General features: G+C 57.9%; 18 protein-coding genes. 11 read left to right on the top strand and 7 right to left on the bottom strand.

Translation table 11 applies throughout. From position 1 onward, the window contains the following. Positions 1-47 precede the first annotated feature (47 nt). Together BQ5353_RS08710 and BQ5353_RS08715 are read right to left on the bottom strand one after the other, a co-directional pair. Positions 48-1,055: an alpha/beta fold hydrolase gene (locus BQ5353_RS08710; protein WP_083386461.1), complete on the bottom strand. Its 1,008-nt coding sequence runs from the start codon at positions 1,053-1,055 to the stop codon at positions 48-50. Between the two features lie 37 nt (positions 1,056-1,092). After that, on the bottom strand, positions 1,093-2,346 hold the full coding sequence (locus tag BQ5353_RS08715) for a competence/damage-inducible protein A (RefSeq protein WP_071427900.1): 1,254 nt from the start codon (positions 2,344-2,346) through the stop codon (positions 1,093-1,095). 231 nt (positions 2,347-2,577) lie between these two features. Between BQ5353_RS08715 and BQ5353_RS08720 the strand changes: the two genes are divergently transcribed. The 6 genes from BQ5353_RS08720 to BQ5353_RS12780 all read left to right on the top strand — a co-directional run bounded on the left by BQ5353_RS08720 (position 2,578) and on the right by BQ5353_RS12780 (position 10,750). After that, positions 2,578-3,153 (top strand): flavodoxin family protein, encoded by a 576-nt coding sequence (locus BQ5353_RS08720; RefSeq protein WP_071427902.1) that lies wholly within the window; start codon positions 2,578-2,580, stop codon positions 3,151-3,153. 3 nt (positions 3,154-3,156) lie between these two features. Beyond that, the gene (locus BQ5353_RS08725; RefSeq protein WP_054331492.1) at positions 3,157-4,923 is read left to right on the top strand and encodes a hypothetical protein; all 1,767 of its coding nucleotides are present in this window, start codon (positions 3,157-3,159) and stop codon (positions 4,921-4,923) included. Between the two features lie 96 nt (positions 4,924-5,019). Next, positions 5,020-6,474 carry an aminoacyl-histidine dipeptidase gene (locus BQ5353_RS08730; protein WP_054331493.1) on the top strand — a complete coding sequence of 485 codons (1,455 nt, stop codon included), beginning with the start codon at positions 5,020-5,022 and terminating at the stop codon, positions 6,472-6,474. 219 nt (positions 6,475-6,693) lie between these two features. After that, entirely contained in the window at positions 6,694-8,058 is a 1,365-nt protein-coding gene (locus BQ5353_RS08735) for a D-alanyl-D-alanine carboxypeptidase family protein (protein ID WP_054331494.1), read from the top strand. 392 nt (positions 8,059-8,450) lie between these two features. Next, complete coding sequence (locus BQ5353_RS08740) at positions 8,451-10,430, top strand: fructose-1,6-bisphosphatase (protein WP_071427904.1); 1,980 nt, start codon at positions 8,451-8,453, stop codon at positions 10,428-10,430. A 92-nt stretch (positions 10,431-10,522) separates the two neighbouring features. After that, positions 10,523-10,750, top strand: coding sequence for a hypothetical protein (locus BQ5353_RS12780; protein ID WP_074026322.1), 228 nt, complete (start codon positions 10,523-10,525; stop codon positions 10,748-10,750). A 113-nt stretch (positions 10,751-10,863) separates the two neighbouring features. On the opposite strand, the gene BQ5353_RS08750 is transcribed toward BQ5353_RS12780, so the two are convergent. Beyond that, the gene (locus tag BQ5353_RS08750) at positions 10,864-11,502 is read right to left on the bottom strand and encodes a GntR family transcriptional regulator (RefSeq protein ID WP_054331495.1); all 639 of its coding nucleotides are present in this window, start codon (positions 11,500-11,502) and stop codon (positions 10,864-10,866) included. 166 nt (positions 11,503-11,668) lie between these two features. On the opposite strand from BQ5353_RS08750, the gene BQ5353_RS08755 reads away from it, so the two are divergent. After that, the gene (locus BQ5353_RS08755) at positions 11,669-12,391 is read left to right on the top strand and encodes a TraX family protein (protein ID WP_071427906.1); all 723 of its coding nucleotides are present in this window, start codon (positions 11,669-11,671) and stop codon (positions 12,389-12,391) included. Positions 12,392-12,501: 110 nt separating this feature from the next. Here BQ5353_RS08755 and BQ5353_RS08760 read toward each other — a convergent pair whose 3' ends face one another. Further along, positions 12,502-13,083, bottom strand: coding sequence for an HDIG domain-containing metalloprotein (locus tag BQ5353_RS08760; protein ID WP_054331497.1), 582 nt, complete (start codon positions 13,081-13,083; stop codon positions 12,502-12,504). A gap of 139 nt (positions 13,084-13,222) precedes the next feature. Between BQ5353_RS08760 and BQ5353_RS08765 the strand changes: the two genes are divergently transcribed. The 3 genes from BQ5353_RS08765 to BQ5353_RS08775 all read left to right on the top strand — a co-directional run bounded on the left by BQ5353_RS08765 (position 13,223) and on the right by BQ5353_RS08775 (position 15,842). Then, positions 13,223-14,323, top strand: a complete 1,101-nt coding sequence (locus BQ5353_RS08765) for an FkbM family methyltransferase (RefSeq protein ID WP_071427908.1) — start codon at positions 13,223-13,225, stop codon at positions 14,321-14,323. Between the two features lie 105 nt (positions 14,324-14,428). Then, entirely contained in the window at positions 14,429-15,268 is an 840-nt protein-coding gene (locus BQ5353_RS08770) for a fumarate hydratase (RefSeq protein ID WP_071427910.1), read from the top strand. Between the two features lie 16 nt (positions 15,269-15,284). Continuing rightward, a complete protein-coding gene (locus tag BQ5353_RS08775) occupies positions 15,285-15,842 on the top strand; it encodes a Fe-S-containing hydro-lyase (RefSeq protein WP_054331500.1) in 558 nt (185 codons plus the stop codon). 52 nt (positions 15,843-15,894) lie between these two features. Here the strand turns inward: BQ5353_RS08775 and BQ5353_RS08780 are convergent, their stop codons facing one another. Further along, complete coding sequence (locus tag BQ5353_RS08780; RefSeq protein WP_054331501.1) at positions 15,895-16,908, bottom strand: hypothetical protein; 1,014 nt, start codon at positions 16,906-16,908, stop codon at positions 15,895-15,897. Between the two features lie 143 nt (positions 16,909-17,051). Between BQ5353_RS08780 and BQ5353_RS08785 the strand changes: the two genes are divergently transcribed. After that, positions 17,052-17,675 carry an MntP/YtaF family protein gene (locus BQ5353_RS08785; RefSeq protein WP_054331502.1) on the top strand — a complete coding sequence of 208 codons (624 nt, stop codon included), beginning with the start codon at positions 17,052-17,054 and terminating at the stop codon, positions 17,673-17,675. Positions 17,676-17,798: 123 nt separating this feature from the next. On the opposite strand, the gene BQ5353_RS08790 is transcribed toward BQ5353_RS08785, so the two are convergent. Both BQ5353_RS08790 and BQ5353_RS08795 read right to left on the bottom strand, forming a co-directional pair. Continuing rightward, complete coding sequence (locus BQ5353_RS08790; RefSeq protein ID WP_071427912.1) at positions 17,799-18,719, bottom strand: lantibiotic ABC transporter; 921 nt, start codon at positions 18,717-18,719, stop codon at positions 17,799-17,801. A gap of 85 nt (positions 18,720-18,804) precedes the next feature. Beyond that, on the bottom strand, positions 18,805-19,790 hold a 986-nt coding region (locus tag BQ5353_RS08795; RefSeq protein WP_071427914.1), incomplete at its 5' end, for a methylaspartate mutase subunit E.

The following is a 19,790-nucleotide window of genomic DNA, read 5'->3' on the forward strand; positions in this document are numbered from 1 at the left end:
AAACCCCGCCCCTGCCGTGTTAATACGGCAGGGGCGGGTTTTATCCGTTAACCTTTGGGCTTTGGGAGCTTTGGCACAAAGGGCATCAATTCTTCGGCGACCACCTGCTGGAACTTCTCTGGCTGCTCGTACATCATCGAATGGCCACAGCCCTCAAACCAGATCAGCTTTTTGTAAGGCGCTTTGAGAAGGTCATAGTACTCCACTGAAAGCTGGGGGAGCACAATCTGGTCGTTGCGGCCCAGGATGTAGATGCAGGGGATGCTAAGGTCCGGGGCTTCCCGCTTCAAATCCACCTCCACGGCCTGCCACCACAGGTTCTTCATGGAAAAAGAGGTGGCTTTCAGATACCGGGCCAGGTCAGCCGCCCGGTACTCCTTGGAGGCAAAGGCCGCCCGGAAAATCTTTTTGCGCATCGAGACGTCTCCGTTCCAGGCATCCCTGTGGGTCATGGTCAGCCCGAAGCGGAGGATCATGGTGTCCACTGGCTTTTGATAGGGGGGCGGGCCCATCTCCTCCAGCTTGGAGAGCAGACCGGGGCGATTTTCCTTCTGGGCGAAGTCCAAAAGCTCCTGGTAGGCAATTTCCTCATTGCGGGCCATATCCACCACCTGGCCGGCCCCCACATAGGCATAGAAGAGCTCCGGGGCCTGTTTTACCGCCAGGGTGCCGATCAGGCTGCCCCAGGAATGGCCCAGGAGGAAGATCTTCTCCTTGTGGAAGCGGCGGCGCAGGTACTCGCTCAATTCGCAGATATCGGAAACAAACTGGCGGATGTTCATGGTCTTCTCATCCAGATCCGGGTCATAGGAGAGGCCGGAGCCCCGCTGGTCCCAGTTGACCACCACAAAATCCTTCTCCAGCTGGCGGAAAAAGGCGGAGGATATGCTGATAAGGCTCATGCCCGGCCCCCCATGGAGGATGAGCAGGACTGGCTTTCGCACATTCTCCCCGCGGATGAGGACCCACTGTTTGACGCCGCCCAAGGGGATCTCCTTGAGTTGGGCGATGCCGTATGGGGTCGGTTGGGGAGGGGTTTTCCGGGAAAAAATCATGGAGTTATCCACCTATTCTTGTTGATTGGTTGAATATTTACGGTTTCATGCGGGCGGTGAGCAGCGCCTGGTACAGGGCGTGGGAAGAGGCCATATAGCGGATGTCCTCCCGCAGGGTAGTGGAGAACCGGGCCAGGTGAAGTTCAAACACCTCTTCCCGCCAGGGGCTGGAGACGCAGAGATAGACAAGGCCCACCGGCTTTTCCGCCGTACCGCCTCCTGGGCCGGCGATGCCAGTGGTGGAGACCCCGATGTCTGCGCCGCAGAGGCTGCGGATGCCCCGGGCCATCTCCAGGGCGGTCTCCCGGCTGACGGCGCCGTGCTGAACCAAAGTCCCGTGGGAGACGCCCAGCAGTTTTTCTTTGATCTCATTGGAATAGCTGACCACCCCGCCGTCCAGCACCGCAGAGGAACCGGGGACTTCGGTGATCCGCTTGGAGATGTAGCCGCCGGTGCAGCTTTCCGCTGTGGCGATCTTTAGGCCCCGCTGGGTAAGCTCTTTCACCAAAGCGTCCTGCAAGCCGGCCACATTGACCCCATAAATGGCCTTGGGGTCGAGAATCGCCCGCACCTTGGCCTCCATGGGGTCGATGAGGGCGTTGGCCTCTGCCTCATCTTTGGCTTTAGCGGTGATCCGCAGGGTGACTTCCCCCGTTTTGGCATAGGGGGCCAGGGTGGGATTGCAGCTCCCAGTCATCAGGTCCTTGAGGAGGTATTCCACCGTGGATTCCCCTACCCCGAAGACATGCAATGTCCGGGAGAGGAGGATCTGCCCCGATTTTTCCATCAGGTAAGGAATCACCGAATTCTCCATCATCGGCTGCATCTCCTTGGGAGGGCCGGGCATCAGGACGGCGATTTTACCGTCCCCCTCCACAATGAGGCCGGGGGCGGTGCCATTGGGGTTGGGCAGCACAGTGGCGCCCTCTGGCATGGCGGCCTGTTTCAGGTTGTTTTCGGTCATGCCGTGGCCCAGGGCTGCAAACCGGTTTTTGAGGATGGTGAGCTGTTCCTCGGTGGTGACCATCTCCCGGCCAAAGTACTGGGCCACCGTCTCCTTGGTCAGGTCGTCATAGGTGGGGCCAAGGCCGCCGGTGGTCAGAACCAGGTCACAGCGGGAGAACGCCTCCCCCAGGGCGGTTTTCAGCCGTTCTGGGTTGTCCCCCACCACCGTTTGATGGTATACTTCGATGCCCATCTGGGCCAATTTTTGCGCCAAAAACGCCGCATTGGTGTTGACGATATCTCCCAGCAGCAGCTCGGTTCCAATGCATAGGATTTCCGCTTTCATATAAGACAAACCCCCTTGTTCGGTGAAACTGGAATACTTTTATGATAGTCAAAACCTGGGGATAATTCAACTGTTTTTTCTGACCTTGGAAAATTGGGGGGGTTCCGGGGAAAGTATCCGCCGCCTTTTTCCAGTTTGCGCAAACTTTGTGCAAACTTTATGCTATAATGGAGCCAAAGAAGGGGGAGAGGACCCCACGCCCCAAAGGGAACGCAGAAAGGATGAACACAGATGAAAGTAGTGGCATTTAACGGAAGCCCCCGCAAAAACGGGAACACCTACCACGCGCTGAAAACCGTCTGCCAGGTGCTGGAGCAAAACGGCATCGAGACCGAGATCGTCCAGGTGGGCGGCAAGCTGCTGTGGGGCTGCCAGGGCTGCAATGGCTGCCGGGAGAACCCAGAGCACCGCTGTATCCTGGGGGATGACGGGATGAATGGCTTTTTTGACAAAATGGTGGAGGCCGACGGCATCCTCATCGGGTCGCCGGTGTATTACGGCAACGTCTCCACCGAGACCAAAGCCCTCATCGACCGGTGCGGCATGTTGGCTGGGGCCAACGGCGCGGCCCTCAAGCGGAAGGTGGGCGCCCCAGTCATCGCCGTGCGGCGGGCGGGTTCCAACTTCACCTATGCGGCCATCAACTACTTCTTCGGCATCTCTCAGATGATCATCCCAACTTCACGGTACTGGAATATGACCCTGGCTCTGAACGAAGGGGACTATGAGAAGGATGCCGAGGGCATCGAGACCTTCCGGGTGCTGGGGGAAAATATGGCCTGGCTGCTGAAAAAATTGGAGGATTAACATATGAAGAGAATCAATCGGCGGCTGGCCGCCTTGCTCCTATCCACCCTTTTGGCGGCTGGTGCCCTGGGCGGCTGCCAGCAGCCGGGCGGAGGCTCCGGCGACGCCCAAAGTTCTTCCGAAGGCGCAAGCTCCAGCGGGCAGCAGCCCGCTGCCATCCCAGAGGAGGACTATCAATCCCTGTGGGAGAGCACCGTCTGCATCGCTTCCAAGCACCTTTTGGAGGATGACTTTTCCTCTCCCCAGGAGGTTGACAGCTATGCGGCCCTCAATTATATTGTGGAACAAATGGAGGCCACCGGCACCGCCGAACCCTACCGGGTGCCCGGTGAGGGGCTGGATGAATGGGTCATCCCCGAGGATGTGGTATTCCAGCAGGCACAGCAGTATTTCGGCGACCAGCTGGAGGAGAATCTGAAGTCCCTGGGGGAGCTTGGCTGGTACAACCCGGAGGAGAAAACTTTTAACACCTGGGTCAACGGCTCCTATCCCAATGGCGGCTACCCCTACGGCAGCTATAAGGTGGGGGAGAACGACCTCTATGTGGCTATCCGGGAGGCAGCAGACAACGGTGACGGCACGGTCACGGTGGTGCTGGAGGACTATAACCGGCTGAAAAAAACCGATAAGGCGGGGGAGAAACTGCAAAAGATCCACGAGCTGACCCTGCGGGCTGGGGAGGAGGGCGGCTGGCAGATTGTCAGCAAGTCCAGCTACCTGGTCAACCAGCCGGAGATCAAGACCGGCGGCTTTTCACCTTTGACTTCCCTGGGCGGCCTGACGGCGGAGGATTTGGCAAATGCAGGGGTCACTCTCGTCACTTGGGGTGAGGACCTTCTGCTCTGGTCCACCGACTACAGCCAAAGGGACCCGGAGACCTATTGCCTCCTCCTGGGGCCGGATGGAGAGGTGAAGGGGGAGACCACCTTCACCTACAGCGACATCAACGACCACCTCTTCGACGTCACCCCCTATGGGGAGGATATGGCCTTCTATTTCCGGGAGGGGGAAGGGGTTAAAATCGTGGTACTGGACAAAAATTTCCAAAAGGTCAAGACCATAGACAACCTGTCCCAGTTGGTGGGGGAAGAACTGTATTTTGAGACGGTCGCCCTCTCCCCCGACGGCCAGACCTTGGCGTTTGTGGGCGATGCCGGCCTTTACACCGTGGATCTGGCCACCGGGGAGAAGACCCTGCGGGGTGCCCATCCCAAGCTTTCCACCGGCCCCAGCCCAGGGCAGGCGGGGGACATGTACAAAGGCATTATCTTCCTGGACAACACCCGGCTGATGGCCCGACGGGTCTCCTATGAAGCAGGGCCAGGCTACGGCTACTTCGATTTGGGGAAAAACACGGTGCAGCTTATCGACATCCCCGTAGGCTATACCACCAGCGATTACTTTGACCGGGACGGCTTCACCGTGGTTCGGTACCAGGAGGGACAGCTGCCCACATTGGTACAGCGGTACCGGTTTGACAGCGGCGCTTTCACCGTCTATGAGGTGCCTTACACCGGCATAATCCCCGACCCGGTCGCCTTTGGGGAGATGGCCTATTACTTTGGCCAGAAGGATGGGGAAACCCGCCTCTACGCCCTCAACCTGGCCACCGGCCAGGCAGTGGACACTGGGGTCTGGGTCACCGGGGCGCAGACCCGCATCGCCGCCGTCACCGAGGACAACCGGGTGCTGTTTTCCTACAGCGCGCCGGCTGGCGGGGGGATTGGCATCACCGAAGCCCGCCTTGGGATAGAAGGATTGGGAATGTGATACTTTCATCATTTAAATAGTTGAAATCATGAGGAATCTGTACTATACTGGTAGGCAAGATATTTCAATTCTCTTTAGAGAAAGGAAGGAAAGAATATGGAATACGTCACCAAAGGCTATCAACCGGAGGATGCCCTGCGCTATTTTGAGGAGATCGCCCAGATCCCCCACGGCTCCTACAACGAGGAGGCCGTCAGCCAATACCTGGTGGACTTCGCCGCCGCCCACGGCATCGAGTGCTACCGGGATGAGCTGTTTAACGTCTTTATGAAAAAGCCCGGTTCCAAGGGCTGCGAAAACCTGCCCCCCATCCTCATTCAGGGCCATACCGACATGGTCTGCGAGAAAAACAACGACACCGTCCACGACTTTACCAAGGACCCGCTGAAGCTGCGGATTGAGGACGGCTGGCTGAAAGCTTCCGGTACCACCCTGGGTGCGGACAACGCCAATGCTGTGGTGTACATGATGGCCCTTTTGGCCCGCAACGATCTGAAACACCCCCCGCTGGAGTGTCTCTTCACTGTCCGGGAGGAAGTGGGTCTGGAAGGCGCCTTCGGCTTTGATTGCAGCCGCATCTCCGCCAAACGGCTGCTCAACATGGATGCCGGTCCCGAGGGGTATGTGCTGGTAAGCGCTGCCGGCGGTCTGGCTATCGCCATTGAGAAACCCACCCACTGGATCCCCTTTGCCGGTGCCTCCTTGGCTTTGCGGGTCCGCGGCCTGGACGGTGGCCATTCCGGTTCCTGCATCCATCAGGAGAAAGGGAACTCCAATAAGATCATGGCCCGCGTCCTTCACGAGATCAAAAAGGAATGCGCCATCTCCCTGATCAATGTGGACGGCGGCTCCAAGATGAACGCCATCCCCCGGGAGTGCGATGTCCTCGCCGCCCTGCCTGCCGACCAGCTGGGCAAAGCGGTACAGATCGCCAAGAAAGTGGAGGCGGAGGTCAAGGCTGAACTGGCGGTCACCGACGCCGGATTCCGCCTGGAGGTGGAGGAGAACCCCGCCCACGGCGACCGGATGTTCTGCCCCGGCTGCTCCGCTGAGCTGATTGATTTGATGTACCTGCTCCCCTACGGCGTGCGCACCATGAGCATGGAGATCCCCGGCCTGGTCATCTGCTCGGTCAACGAAGCGGTGGTCAAGACCGAGGAGGAGAAGGTGGTCATCACCATGTTTATCCGCTCGGCAGACGGCACCATCAAGGCCAACCTGGGCGAGGAGATCTGCACCCTGGTGGAGAAATACGGTGCTACTCACAGCTATTTCTCCAACTTCCCCGGCTGGAAGTATGAGAAGGATTCCCCTTTCCGCCAGATCTGTATGGACGTTTACAAGAAACAGACTGGAAAAGACTTGGTCATCAAGGCGGTCCACGGCGGATTGGAGTGCGGCGTCTTCAAAGACCGCATCCCCGACCTGGACATCGTCACCATGGGCCCCTTGGCCATGGGCGCCCACACCCCGGAGGAGAAGCTGAACCTGGCTTCTTTCGAGCGGGTCTGGAACTTCCTGGTGGAACTCCTGGAGACCTTGTGCAAATAGTTTTCCCAGAATTGCAGCATCCCCCGAGGCATCCTGCCCCGGGGGATTTTTCTGTTGGGAGCTGGAAATGGGTTCTTGTGAACATCCGGTGAAAATTTCCGGCTTTTGTTGGAAATCGCCGCTCTTTTTGTTATAATGGACAAAGACCTTGTCCTGCACGAATCATTCATCTTCCTCCTCTGGGAGGGGGTCTTGCCGATACAAAGAGGAATTAGAACCATGCGAAAAATTACAGCAATTCTGCTGGCGGTGCTGCTGCCGGTTTGGCTGGCAGTCGGAGCATTTGCCGCCGACACCGCCCCGCCTGCCCTGGAATCCACCGCCGCCATTTTGATGGATGCCCAAACTGGGCAGATCCTCTATGGTAAAAACATGGAGGAACAGCGCTATCCCGCTAGCATCACCAAGATTATGACGGTACTGCTGGCTTTGGAGAACCTCCAGCTCACCGACCAGGCCACCGTCAGCGAGGACGCGGCCATCCAGTATTATGACGTCACCCACATCGGCTTGGTGCCGGGGGAGACGGTCACAGTAGAGCAGATGGTCTATGCCGCCATGTTGATGAGCGCCAACGACGCCTGCAATGTCCTGGCGGAAAAAGTGGCGGGCAGCCAGGAGGACTTTGCCCAGATGATGAACGACCGGGCCCAAAAGATCGGGGCAACCGGCACCCATTTCACCAATCCCAGCGGCCTGCCAGAGGACGACCATTACACCACCGCCAAGGATATGGCCCTCATCACCCGGGAAGCGCTGCAAAATGCGGAATTTACCAAGGTATTTGGCACTTTGAGCTACACCATGGAACCCACCGATAAAAACACCGAAGCCCGCCCCTTTGTCAACCAAAGCGATATGATGAAGAAAAACAGCCCCTATTACTGTGAGGGGATCGTGGGCGGCAAGCTGGGCTGGACAGAGGAAGCGGGCAACACCATGGTCACAGTGTCCCAGCGGGATGGCCGGGAATTGATCTGCGTGGTGCTGGACTGCGCCAGCAGCGCAGGCAAATACAAAGACACACAAGCTCTTTTGGACTATGGGTTTGGCAGCTTTTCCCCTGCTACCATCAAACGTTCCATGATGGGCACCCACAAGGTGGAGATCCAGAAAAACGGCAAAACCTCCGCCACAGTGGACTGCTTGGCAGAAAACGATTTCACCTTCCTCCTCCACAATTCGCTGAGCCAGCAGGATGTCTCCATCACCTATGGCCCTCCTGCGGTAGTGGCCGAAGGCCAGGAGGTGGACTGGAACATCTATTTCTCCCTGCCGGAGGATACCTCTGTGATGTACCCAGTGCTGGGGCAGGTGGCCATCCAGCAGGACCAGACCTTGCTTCTCTCCGAAAGCGGGGAGGGAGGCACCTGGGAAGGGATCCTCTGGCTCCTTCAGGAGACTGGGCGGTTGCTCCTCACCATGGCCATTGGTGCCCTTATCCTTTTTGTGGTCATTACCATCCTTTTGTTGATCCGCAAGTGGATGGTTCTGCGCAACCGCAAAAAGCACCGGAAGATGCTGCTGCAAAAGCGGGCAGAATTGGAGCGCCTGCGCCGCAAACAATATGATATCAAACTGTAACGGGCCGTTTGGGCCCGTTTTTTTTGTCTGATGGAGGCTATTTCCTTGGAAAATGGGCCATTCCCCGACGGGTTTCTCCCTTTTTTAGGGCCAAAATCCCGATTTGGTGTAAAGGGCTTGTCCTTTCCAGGATCTGGATAAGAGGATGGGCCACAGACCGCTGTGCCGGCTTTCAGCGAAGGCGTTGCAGGGAGAAAAGGGCTCGGCTTCGTTCAATTCTACCAGCTTTTTGTGCAAAAGATTGGCTGGAAATCTCCAATATTTTTCTCAATTTATGCTATAATGGTCGTAAAGAGAACCGGCTGCGGGGAACGATCCCGCAGCGGGCAGCGCAATCGCCTTGCATCCAGGGGCCGGAGTATGCGGCCAATACGATTAGAAGGAGTGTACCGATGGATAGACAAGACCAATTCTCAGCGGAGGAAGTCAAATACCTCAAGCTGCTTTCCAAACGTTTTCCCACCATTCAGACCGTATCCTCTGAAATCATCAACCTGCGGGCAATCCTTGACCTCCCCAAAGGGACCGAGCATTTTATGAGCGACCTCCACGGGGAACATGAGGCGTTTTTGCACATCCTCAACAACTGCTCCGGCGTCATCCGGGAAAAGGTGGACATTGTGTTCGGAAACAGCGTGTTCGACGACGAGCGCGCCAGCCTTGCCACCTTAATCTATTACCCGGAAGAGAAGCTGGAGAAGATCAAAGAGGAGGTGCCCAACCTCCACCAGTGGTACCGGGTGACCCTTCACCGGCTCATTGAAGTCTGCCGGTGGGTCTCCTCCAAATACACCCGTTCCAAGGTGCGCAAAGCCCTGCCCAGCGATTTTGCCTACATCATCGATGAGCTGCTGCACACCAACTACGACGCCCGCAACAAGGAGCAGTACTACAACAAAATCATCGACACCATTGTGGACATCGACCGGGCGGACGCCTTCATCATCGCCCTTGCGACGCTGATCAAGCGGCTGGCGGTGGACCACCTCCACGTGGTGGGGGATATCTTTGACCGGGGCCCCCGGGCCGATGTGATTATGGACCTGCTGGAACAGCACCACAGCGTGGACATCCAGTGGGGCAACCACGACATCCTGTGGATGGGTGCCGCCGCGGGCAGCGAAGCCTGCATTGCAAACGTCCTCAACAACAGCCTGAAATACGCCAACTTGGACATGATTGAGAGCGGGTACGGCATCAGCTTGCGGCCGCTGGTCACCTTCGCCCAGGAGACCTACCAGGGGGATTGCAGCTGCTTTACCCCTAAGGTATCCAGCCAGCAGAAGTACAATTCCAACGACATTGTGCTGGATTCCAAGCTTCATAAAGCCATTGTGGTCATCCAGTTTAAGCTGGAAGGACAGATCATCCGCCGCAACCCGGAGTACCGGATGGAAGACCGCCTCTTGCTGGACAAGATCAACTACGAAGCGAAAACAGTCCGGATCGGCGGGGTGGATTACCCCATCCGGGACTGGGATTTCCCCACCATCGACCCCAAAGACCCCTATGCCCTCACCGAGCGGGAACGGGAGGTCATGGACCAGCTGAAAAGCTCCTTCCTTCACAGCGAAAAATTGCAGCGCCATGTCCGGTTCCTCTACTCGGCGGGCGCCCTGTACAAATGCTACAACTCCAATTTGCTGTACCACGGCTGCATCCCCATGGAGGAGGACGGCTCCTTCACCAAAATGGAGATCGGCGGACAGGTGGTCAGCGGCCGGGGCCTGATGGATCAGGCGGAGAAAATGGCCCGCAACGCCTTTTTCAGCCGGTTTGAGAGCCCGGAAAAACTCAAGGGCCAGGATTTTATGTGGTATATGTGGTGCGGCCCAAATTCCCCCCTGTTTGGCAAAGACCGTATGACCACCTTTGAGCGTTATTTGGTAGAGGATAAAGCATCCTGGGAGGAGCACAAGAACCCCTATTACAAATACACCGTCCACGGGGACGCCTGCCGGCGCATCCTGGAGGAATTCGGCCTGAACCCGGAGGTCTCCCACATTGTCAACGGCCATGTTCCGGTCAAGACCAAAGATGGGGAAAACCCGGTAAAGGCAGACGGCAAGCTGATTGTCATCGACGGCGGGTTCTGCCGTGCCTATCAAAAAACCACCGGCATTGCCGGCTACACCCTGATTTACAACTCCTACGGCATGCGCCTCATCTCCCACGGGCCGTTTACCAGTGTGCAGCAGGCCATTGAGGACAACCAGGATATTCTCTCCACTTCCAAGATCTTTGAAGTATTGGACCGCCGCTGCACGGTGGAGTACACCGACACCGGCGCCGATATCAAAGAGCAGATTGAAAGCCTGAAAAAGCTGCTGGACGCCTACCGCACCGGCATCATCAAAGAGGCGGAACATTAACCGCCCCGAAACCATAGGACCAATAAAAAGGAGTGACAACTATGAAAGACATTATCCTGTTCACCAGTGAGCATTGACCCAGCTGTCCCGCTATGAAAGAGGCTCTTTCACAGGCCAATGTCCCATTCCGCCCGGTGGATATCACGTCGGGGATGCTTCCCCTCAAACAATTCCTCAAATACCGGGACAACTGCCCCCAGTTTGACGCCATGCGGGAACAGGGGCGCATCGGAATCCCCTGTCTGGTGATCAACAAAGGGGAGGAGATTCTCTTCACCCTCCCGGAAGATCTGTCGGAGCTGAGGGGCACAGAGGAATAACCGCTGCAAGCAAAAGAAAAAAGGGAACGGGCCAACTGGCCCGTTCCCTTTTTTGGCGCTGGAGGTGGATGAAAAAATCTCCCCTGGCTGCGCCGGGGGAGAAGGGGGAGCAGCTATTCCTCTGCCGTACGGCTAAGGAAACTGCTGGTGCGGAAATAGGTCTCGTCATCGCCGATAAAGACCAGGATATCCCCTGCCCGCAGTTCGGTGTTGGGCCCAGGGGAGAGGATGGTCTCCTCCCCACGCTTAATGCCGATGATGGTGGCACCGGTGTTGTTCCAAAACCGGGCGGAGGAAAGGCTCTGCCCCACCACTAGGGAACCAGGGGCAATCTGAAGCTCAAAGGGCATAAAGGGGTTGAGGGTCTTATACCGTTCGCTGCTCTCGATGAGGAGCCGGACATTTTCCTGCAATTCGATCTGCTGGCGGGTGATGCTTTGCAGCAGTTCGCAGATGTTGTTTTTGATGGCGGTCAAGGCTTCGATGTCCCGGAATTTGTGGACCAGCTCCACCGCTTTGTCCCGGGAGAGAATTTCAATCCCCGCCTGGGGGCGCGCGGCAACCACCCCGGCATCCTCCAAAATGCTGACCGCCCGGCGGATGGTCTCCGGCGAGACATTGTAATGCCCCGCCATAGTGGAGCGCCCGCTGATGCGCTCGCCAGGCCGGAATTTGCCGTTGCTGATTTTGGTTGCCAGGTCGATGGCAATTTGCTGATAGACGGGAGCCCCGGTTTTACGGTCGCCAGCCACAATGAACACCTCAACATTCTAGAAAGTCATTCCTACTACCTATAAGAGTAGCACACTCGGGGGACAAAGTAAACCACCGGTGGGGGAAAACTGGGACTTGCCTTTGGCCCCTTGGTAGGGTATTCTATAATAGTATCACATCACACAGAACAATGGGAGGAAGAATATGTCAAGCTTTGCCCTAAAAATTTTGGGCGTTTTGGCCCTGATTGTGGATTTGGTGGGGGACGCCTATTTCCCCGCGGCGATCATCCCCCGGATTATCGGCCGGCTGGCCCTGCCGATTTTTGCCTTTTTGATTGTGGAGGGCTTTCGCAAAACCTCCAATCACAAGTTTTACCTCTACCGCCTGCTGATTTTCGCCTTTTTGGCGGAGATGCCCTATGACCTGTTTTATTCCGGCGTACCGGTGGATCTAAAAAGCCAGAACCTGTTGTTTACCATGGTGTTGGGATATGTGGCCCTGTGCCTCTTTGCCTCCCAAAAGGATCGCAGCAGCGGGACCATGATGCTGCCGCTGCTCTGCGCCATGGTGGCGACTATCTTAAAGACCCAATACAGCCTGTTTGGAGTCATGCTGATCTTTTTCATCTACACCCTGGGCAACGAGCCTAAGAAGCTGGCGATCTCCATCGGCCTGGTGGCCCTGGCCATGACCCTGCCCGCCTTTATGATGATGCTCTCCAGTGGGCTGATTGCCAACTTTGAAATCTTTTTCCTGCTGACTGCCAATATGTGGATGCTGCTGGCGGTGATCCCCCTTTCCATGTACAACGGCCGGCTGGGCCGCAAATCCAAGCGGTTGCCCTTTTACTGGTCTTATCCTCTGGTCCTGCTGTTGCTGTGGGCCTGCAAGACCTATATCAAATACATGCCTTGGCAGATTTAATACATTGAGTAGAATTTTCTCTCGATATATCTTTGCGTTGCTGTAAAATGAGGAAAATTCTTCAAATAGACAACCCGGCGGATTCTATTGCAGAATCCGCCGGGTTTCCTTTATTGGGCGCTGTGCATCCCCAGGTCGAGGGCGTCGGCGGCTTCCCGCAGGCCCAGGATGGTCTCGGCCATGACCTCTTCTAGGGGCATACCCATCCGGTCGGCACCGTCCTGAATGACCCCCCGGTTGACGGCGGCGGCAAAGCTGTCCTGCTTGAACTTTTTCTTCACCGATTTGACCTCCAAATCCAGCACGCTTTTGCTGGGGCGGACCAAGGCACAGGCGGTGATAAACCCGGAGAGCTCGTCCACTGTGTAGAGGACTTTTTCCATGGGGTGGATGGGCTCCACCTGGTTGCGCAGGTTGTACCCGTGGCTGAGGACGTGGCGGATAAACGCCTCGTCAAACCCATAGCCCCGCAGCATCTCGGGGGCATGGTCCAGATGTTCCTCGGGGAACTCGCCGTAATCAATGTCGTGGAGGAGGCCCACCATCCCCCAATATTCCTCATCCTCGCCGTAATAGCGGGCAAAGTGGCGCATGGAAGCCTCCACCGCCAGGGAATGCTTCATCAGGGAATCGGTGTGGACGTGTTCTTTCAGGTGCTCCAAAGCCTCCTGCCGGGTGCAGGGTGTGGTCATATAAAATCCTCCCTTTGCATCATTTTCATGGTATCATCATAGCACGTCCAGGGCGGGGTTGCAATCTGTTTGCACCACGGGGCCAAAGATAGTACAATAAGGGGGAAAGCCGCACACAGCGGCGGAAAGAGGAACTGCCATGATTCTAAGTTTGCTGCGGGAACGGGAATCCCTGTGGGATATACTCCGGCGGGAGACCCGGCCCATTTACCTATACGGCATGGGGGACGGCGCCCAGAAGGCCCTCACGGCTGCCGCCCAGTTTGGGATCCCCATTGCAGGGGTGTTTGCCAGTGATGGCTATGTGCGGGGCCAGAGCTTCGCTGGATTCCCAGTGAAGACCCTTGGGCAGGTGGAGGCGGAGGCGGGGGAACCGGTCATCCTCCTCTGTTTTGCCGCCTTTCAGCCGGAGCTGATGGACTGGATTCACACTTTAGGCCAGCGGCACACCCTGTATGTCCCCGACCTGCCGGTGGTGGGGGAGGAGCTGTTTACCTGGGAATATGCCGCCACCCACGAGGGGGAGCTGGACCAGGTGTACCGCCTTTTGGCCGATGAGAGATCCCGCCAGGTGCTGGTGGATCTTTTAGACTTTAAGGTGAGCGGCAAGCTCTGCTATTTAGACCGCTGCACCAGCCAGAGGGCGGAGGATTTGGGCCCCGCGGTGCTCCATCTCACCGGAAAAGAGAGATGCCTGGATCTGGGGGCCTTCGACGGGGACACTCTGGCAGAATTGCAGCAGATAGCCGGGGGATGGGCCCATGCCATCGCGGTGGAGCCTGACCCCAAAAACTACCGCCGCCTGTTGGATCGGGCCCAGCGGGAGGGGTATGGGGATCTGGAGTGCCACAACCTGGCGGTCAGCGGCCAGCCGGGGAAGCTCCGGTTCCGGGCCAAAGAGGGGCGGCACTGCGCCCTCACCCAGGCGGGGAAAGGGGTGGTGCCGGTGGAGACGGTGGACAACCTTCTGGCGGGCCGGCCGGTCACCTATATGAAGCTGGACGTGGAAGGGGAGGAGCTGGCAGCCCTTCGCGGGGCGGCAAAATCCATCCGGCGGTGGGGCCCAAAGCTGAGCGTAGCCGCCTATCACCGCAGCGAAGACCTGTTCCAGCTCCCCTTGTACCTCCACTCCCTGCGGCCGGATTACCGGTTTTACCTGCGCAAACACCCCTATATCCCAGCGTGGGAGATCATCCTCTATGGGGTGAAAACCACCAAAAATGAAGAAAATCCTGCATAATTATCCCAAAAATCTCCAAACCCCTTGCGGTAATCGGGGTTTGTGCTATACTGAAACCAGAAGAAACGCAATTTTTCCGCCATTTATCCAACAGGAGGGAATGCTATGAGAGAGATTGAATCAAAGGCCGTCACCCAGGCGGTGCGCCAGCTGTGCATCGACGCCAACTGCCATTTGGGGGAGGATGTCAAGGAGTGCATCCGGTGCAGCCGCCGGGAGGAAACCTGGCCGGTGGCCCAGGGCATCCTGGACAACCTGGTAAAAAACTATGAAATCGCCGCGGAACATGAGATCGCCATCTGCCAGGATACCGGCATGGCCTGCGTCTTTGTGGAAATCGGCCAGGAAGTGCATGTGGCCGGCAATCTGGAGGAGGCCATCCATGAGGGGGTGCGCCAGGGCTACCATGATGGCTGCCTGCGCTGCTCGGTGGTGGGTGACCCCCTGCGCCGGGTCAACACCAAGGACAACACCCCGGCCATGATCTATTACGACATCGTCCCCGGTGACGGGCTGAAGATCACCGTTGCCCCCAAGGGCTTCGGCAGTGAAAACATGAGCCAGATCAAGATGCTTCGCCCGTCCGACGGGTTGGAGGGGGTTAAGGAATTCGTCCTCCAGGTGGTGCGGGAGGCCGGCCCCAACCCCTGCCCGCCCATCGTGGTGGGGGTGGGCATCGGCGGCACCTTTGACAAGGCCGCCACCATCGCCAAACGGGCGCTGATCCGCCCTCTGGACTCCTACAACCCCGACCCCTACTACGAGGAGTTGGAACGGGAGCTTTTGGAGAAGATCAACCGGATGGGCATCGGGCCTCAGGGCTTCGGCGGGAAAACCACCGCCCTGAAGGTCAATGTGGAGGCGCTGCCCACCCATATCGCCGGGCTGCCCTGTGCAGTCAACATCAACTGCCATGTCACCCGCCACAAAGAAGCGGTGCTGTAACGGGAGGAGTGGAATTATGGAAATCCGTCTGACAACCCCTTTGACCACAGAGCAGACTAAGACCCTGAAAGCCGGGGACAGCGTTCTGATCACCGGTGTGATCTACACCGCCCGGGATGCTGCCCATAAACGGCTGGTGGAGGCAGCCCAGCGGGGTGAAAAGCTCCCCCTGGAGATAAAGGACGCCATCATCTACTATGCTGGGCCAACCCCGGCCAAGCCTGGCCGGGCCATTGGAGCAGTAGGCCCCACCACCAGCTACCGGATGGACGCCTACGCCCCCACCTTGATGGATATGGGACTCACCGGGATGATCGGCAAGGGCAAGCGCTCCCCCGAGGTGGTGGAGTCGATGAAGAAAAACGGCGCTGTTTATTTTGGCGCCATCGGCGGGGCAGGGGCACTCCTCTCCCAGCAGGTGCAGAAAGCGGAGCTGATCGCCTATGAGGACTTGGGGGCTGAGGCCATCCGCAAGCTGACGGTGGTGGACTTCCCCGCAGTGGTGGTCATCGATTGCGAGGGCAACAACCTCTACGAGCTAGGAAAGGCTGAATACTTGAAAACCCAGGAATAAACCGATGAAAAAAGCGCCCTCCCCAGCTGGGGAGGGCGCTTTTCCTTTTGGGTTAGTTGACCGGGCTGGCCTCTTCCTCTTCCGGAAGGTTGATGTGCTCAAAAATCCGGCTGTCAATCTGGGCGTGATCCTTTACATGGGCAACGATCCGCTCCACGATCTTGGTCTTGCGCTCAATATAATCGGTGATGATAAAGTTCCGGCCGGTGGTGCCAAAGGCGACCCCTTGGAAGTCGTCCCCCACCTGATAGAGGATTCGGATGTCCTTCCAGGGATAAAAGACCGGCTTCTGGCCATCTGACTGGATCAGGCCGTCCTCGCTGAACTCATAATAGACCTTTTGGGATTCCCGCAGGGCACGGCGCGCCTTGGAGGAGATGGTGACTGACACGCTGGAGACAACGGCACACAGAATCACACCAGCCAGTGCCAGGTTGGAAGCGTAGACTTTGAGTAAATATAAAAAGAGGAAGATACCGGGGACACCGACAGTCATGGCGATGGTGCTGATGGTTTTCTGCCGCTCCAGGGGCTTGAGGTACTCCTGGGAGAAGTGGTAACGGCGGCCATCCCCTTCGGGGACCTCTGGGGCCTCCCAGGTGAAGTCCTCATACTCCTCATCCATGGAGAGAAATTTTTTGCAGGTGGGGCAGTAGTATTTGCAATCCCCAGGCTCTGCACCGGTGGCCAGGTGGGGAAAGGTGCTGCCGTGCTGGGGCTCCAGGCAGACGGCTAGCTTATCCCCACAGCGGGGGCAGGCCTTGCTGCTGGCGATAAACTGTTGGACAGAAGCCGGGTGTTTGTAGACCGGGGCAGACTTCTGTCTTTCTGTCGCCGCATTCTGTGCGGCGGACAAAGCTGCAACCTGCTTCTTCTGGTTCTCCTTTACCCGGTTGAAGGCAAAGGCGGCGGCGGCAAAAAACACCACCATGATCAAGCCCTGGGTGGTTACACCATTTTTTACTAGGTACACCAGCTGCAAGCCGGAGATCAAAGCAAACATTGCCATAAAGAATGTCAGGGCAAATTGGATGACTTGTTGAATGGATTTGTTGAATTTGTTCATTTTATCCTCCTGATACGAAAACCGTATTATTAAATAGTATAAATCATCACCCAAAAAGAAGTCAATACAAAAAACCACCACAATCCAAAATCCCACATTTTGACGGCGCGGCATACACTACATCAGGCTAATTTAGGAGGTGTATGACCATCGAGACTCTGCTTTTGGCCTTCGCTTTGTGCGTAGATGCTTTTTTAGCGGCGTTTTCCTACGGTGCAAGCCGCATTCAGATCCCCTTTTATTCCGCCGCCGTCATCGCTGGGATGGGCACAACTGTCCTGGGGATTGCCCTGTGGGCTGCCGCTTTGGCCCAGCCGCTGCTGCCGCCCGGCCTGGCCAAGTGGGCGGGGGTGAGCCTGCTGCTCTTCATCGGGCTGTGGAACCTGTTCCAAAACAGCATCAAGGGTTTTTTAAAGCGGTTGGGCGGGGGAACCCAATTCTCCTTCCATTGGGGAGGCGTGGGCTTTGTACTGGACGTTTATATGGATGAGACTTTGGCGGACGCCGACCTCTCCCAGGTGCTGACCGCCCGGGAAGCCCTCTATCTGGCCGCAGCTCTTTCCCTGGATTCCCTGGTCAGCGGTTTCGGCGCAGGGCTGGACCTGCGGCATCCGGGAATTTTGCTGTGCTGTACATTTTTCCTCCACCTGGCGGCTGTTGGGGGAGGGTGCGCCTTGGGCAGGAAGCTGGCCCACCGCCAGGAGCTAAACATTTCCTGGCTGGGGGGCGCCATGCTGATTTTGCTGGCTTTGCTGCGGCTGGCGTAAGCGGCAGGAATGCCTTGCAGGTAAAAGAGAACACGCCGGTTTGGAGATAAAGGCCGGCGTGTTCTATGCAGCACAGAAGAGGACAAGCAGAGGGGCCATCTTTCTGGTGGGCAAGGCCCTCCTTTAAAAGACGATCCGGTTCAGGTCGCGGATATTGTCCCGCTGCCGCTCCCCGATCAGCCCCACCAATAGGTACTGGTGCTGGATCGGGTCGTATTGGAACTGGGGCAGGAGGGAGAAGTTTTCAATCTCCCCAGTGCTCTTGACGTGAAGGCGGGGGCCGGTACAGGGGTGGATATGCTCCCCTATATAAACATGCCCCTCGTCCTTGTAGGCCACAGGCAGGTCGGCGGCGATTATCTCCTTCACGGCGGCCTCAATTTCGGGGATGGAGAAGCCAGGGTGCTGGTCGTATTCTAAGATAAACCCGTGGTGGACGTCCCCGTGGTGATAGTCTGTGGGGTATCCCGCTTTGGTGATGCACAGTTCGGTCAAGTTTTCAGCGGTGTGGGCCATCTTCCGGTAACAGGAGGAGGAAAAGACGATGTTGGCCACATCCTGGGGCTCCGGCCCGAAGATGGTGGGCCGGGTGAGGATCACCTCTTCCCCCACCCCCACCAGCACCTGGGCGTTGATCCCCAGATAGGGGTACAGGAGTTCAAAATGTTCCACCACCACCCGTTTGCCCTCCTCCACAGCGGTGCGGACCGCTTGGGCCAGGTCGTACACCTGGGTGAAGGCCATTTCAAACCGGACGTCCAGGTGGTAGGTGTGGCTGTCCCGAAAACCCCGCCCATCCCGGTTTAGGAGGGGCAGGGGCCGGACATTGACCCCTTCGTCATCGCTGGCCAGTTCCAGGCCGGGGAACATCCCCCGCACCAGGCTGCTTTTGCCGGAACCCGGCTCCCCAATGAAGCCGATGAGCAGGTCAAAGGGGCTCAGGTGGCGCTGGGAGAGCATCCACCCCAGGTTGATCATCCGGGCTTTGCCCCGGGGGGCGAAGTAGACGCTGTACAGATGGCTGTCGCGCATAGGGGAAGCCATAACATTCTCCTTTCTTGGAACCGAAGCCCGGCTAGAAGGGGCTTCGGATGGAAAAAGGCCGGCCCTTCGGAACCGGCGGTTTGTGTTAGCGGGGGCGGCCCACCAACCGGCTGTTGCTGACAGCGTAGATGTCGTCAATCACCATCTGGAAGGAGGGGGCGCGGCGCTCCGCCTTAGCCCGTTCCTCGATCTTCTGCCGGTGAAAGTCCAGGATGTCCTTGGAGAAGGGAAGGTTACCCGGCTCAAAGATCCGCACACAGCCCTCGTTGTCCCGGGCGGGGAGCATCCGGCCGGCAGATTGGCGGCTGGGGGAGAAGGGGACATCCAAGATCCCCTGTTCCACCCCTTTTGCGGCGCCCAGGGCCACATCCCCGTTCCCCAGCTGAAGGACACAGTCCACAATACTCCGGGTTTCTTCCCCGATCAGCCTGCTTTCCTCCTCGATGGCCAGGGAGTGGGGCATAGGCTGCTCCGCCAGCATGGACAAAATTTGCCGGGTGCAGGAGAGGCCGGCGGCATAGGCGGATGGGGTGGGGATGCCAATGGCCTCCATGGGGGTTTTGGTCACCACCTTGTCGGCCCGGCCCAGAGCGGCGGTCACCGCCCCCAGGGAGATCACCCCATAGGCTTTGGCCTCCTCTTGGGGGAAGCCGCCCATCCACTGGTGGAGGGAGACGGTGACCGCCACGTCGGAAAAGCCCATTTTGGAAAGGTACTCCCCCGCCAGCTGCCGCAGGGAGCGTATAGCGGCCACGTCTTGGGTCAGGTTCCCCCCTTGGCCATAGGAGAGGGTGATGCACTTCACCCCCTGTTCCGCCGCCAACAGCGCCTCCAGAATGGAGACGGCATGGGAGAGGAAAGGGGGGATCAGCGTGCCGGTGAGAGGGCCGTAGGTCTCCCGGTTGAGGAGGATCCCCGCCGCTGCATATTCCCCGATCAGCCGGTCGCAGTACTGCCAGTGGGCCAGGGTTTGGGCGAGGGGAACGTCCTTAGCGTAGGAGAGGTTGTGGGAGATGCCCCCGCCGTCGATGGAGGTGAACCCGGCGGCCAGCGCCGTCTCCACCAGCAGGG

Origin of the sequence: Merdimmobilis hominis, assembly GCF_900104615.1 — a bacterium.
Taxonomy (GTDB): Bacteria; Bacillota; Clostridia; order Oscillospirales; family Ruminococcaceae; genus Merdimmobilis; species Merdimmobilis hominis.

What these genes read in the sequence shown, in the direction of transcription:
- BQ5353_RS12780 (WP_074026322.1), top strand. Translation starts at nt 10,523, where the DNA reads ATGAAAGAGGCTCTTTCACAGGCCAATGTCCCATTCCGCCCGGTGGAT.
- BQ5353_RS08790 (WP_071427912.1), bottom strand. Translation starts at nt 18,719, where the DNA reads ATGGCTTCCCCTATGCGCGACAGCCATCTGTACAGCGTCTACTTCGCC.
- BQ5353_RS08760 (WP_054331497.1), bottom strand. Translation starts at nt 13,083, where the DNA reads ATGACCACACCCTGCACCCGGCAGGAGGCTTTGGAGCACCTGAAAGAA.
- BQ5353_RS08725 (WP_054331492.1), top strand. Translation starts at nt 3,157, where the DNA reads ATGAAGAGAATCAATCGGCGGCTGGCCGCCTTGCTCCTATCCACCCTT.
- BQ5353_RS08755 (WP_071427906.1), top strand. Translation starts at nt 11,669, where the DNA reads ATGTCAAGCTTTGCCCTAAAAATTTTGGGCGTTTTGGCCCTGATTGTG.
- BQ5353_RS08765 (WP_071427908.1), top strand. Translation starts at nt 13,223, where the DNA reads ATGATTCTAAGTTTGCTGCGGGAACGGGAATCCCTGTGGGATATACTC.
- BQ5353_RS08740 (WP_071427904.1), top strand. Translation starts at nt 8,451, where the DNA reads ATGGATAGACAAGACCAATTCTCAGCGGAGGAAGTCAAATACCTCAAG.
- BQ5353_RS08730 (WP_054331493.1), top strand. Translation starts at nt 5,020, where the DNA reads ATGGAATACGTCACCAAAGGCTATCAACCGGAGGATGCCCTGCGCTAT.
- BQ5353_RS08735 (WP_054331494.1), top strand. Translation starts at nt 6,694, where the DNA reads ATGCGAAAAATTACAGCAATTCTGCTGGCGGTGCTGCTGCCGGTTTGG.
- BQ5353_RS08715 (WP_071427900.1), bottom strand. Translation starts at nt 2,346, where the DNA reads ATGAAAGCGGAAATCCTATGCATTGGAACCGAGCTGCTGCTGGGAGAT.
- BQ5353_RS08770 (WP_071427910.1), top strand. Translation starts at nt 14,429, where the DNA reads ATGAGAGAGATTGAATCAAAGGCCGTCACCCAGGCGGTGCGCCAGCTG.
- BQ5353_RS08785 (WP_054331502.1), top strand. Translation starts at nt 17,052, where the DNA reads ATGACCATCGAGACTCTGCTTTTGGCCTTCGCTTTGTGCGTAGATGCT.
- BQ5353_RS08780 (WP_054331501.1), bottom strand. Translation starts at nt 16,908, where the DNA reads ATGAACAAATTCAACAAATCCATTCAACAAGTCATCCAATTTGCCCTG.
- BQ5353_RS08775 (WP_054331500.1), top strand. Translation starts at nt 15,285, where the DNA reads ATGGAAATCCGTCTGACAACCCCTTTGACCACAGAGCAGACTAAGACC.
- BQ5353_RS08710 (WP_083386461.1), bottom strand. Translation starts at nt 1,055, where the DNA reads ATGATTTTTTCCCGGAAAACCCCTCCCCAACCGACCCCATACGGCATC.
- BQ5353_RS08720 (WP_071427902.1), top strand. Translation starts at nt 2,578, where the DNA reads ATGAAAGTAGTGGCATTTAACGGAAGCCCCCGCAAAAACGGGAACACC.